Raw genomic sequence first — 644 nt, forward strand, 5'->3', positions numbered from 1 at the left:
CTTTGTTTTCATTACGACCATAATTTAGTCCTTTTGGTAATTGTTCCAAATCTGCTTTGCTAAAACTTGTTTTATCATTTGGAAATGCACTTATTACTTGATTAAAGCTATTATAATAGGATTTAACAATAGAAGCCATATCAAAACTATTATAATAGTTTCCACTAGTTTCATCAGCCATACCATTTTGATTAAATCTCTCTATCTCATCCAAAGTAGATTTATGTATCTTAAAATCATTTGGCAATCCTGCGGCTTTATTAAAATCACTTCCCATATAACCATCTTTATCTACACTATAACCATAGGCTGTATCAGTGCTTAAATCTACTTGTTTATATTTTAGAGTATAAATAGAGTTTTTAAATTCACTAGATATATCATAATTAGGAGAACTTGTCTTACTACTTATACTAAAATTAGTATTATTGCTAGTATTTGTTGTATTAGTAGAATTTAATATTTCACTTCTTGCTAGAGTTTGTGAATTTTTACTTTCTATATCACTTAACTTGCTGGCATTTTGTTTTAAAAAAGCATTAGCAAAACTTATTTTAGAATTTTCTTTACTTTCTTTATTAGCTTTTGCTTGTGAAAGTATAGAAGTATAGTTTGAGTTATCATTGATGCTAAAGATACTCATA

The 644-nt window shown here is 26.9% G+C and carries 1 protein-coding gene; it reads right to left on the minus strand.

What is annotated here, in order from left to right; genetic code table 11:
- A partial coding sequence (locus H2277_RS09080) for a Cj0814 family flagellar-dependent secreted protein (protein WP_407928571.1) occupies positions 1–643 on the minus strand: 643 nt, incomplete at its 3' end.
- Between the last annotated feature and the right edge of the window lies 1 nt (position 644).

Origin of the sequence: Campylobacter sp. W0014, from assembly GCF_020135975.1 — a bacterium.
GTDB lineage: Bacteria > Campylobacterota > Campylobacteria > Campylobacterales > Campylobacteraceae > Campylobacter_D.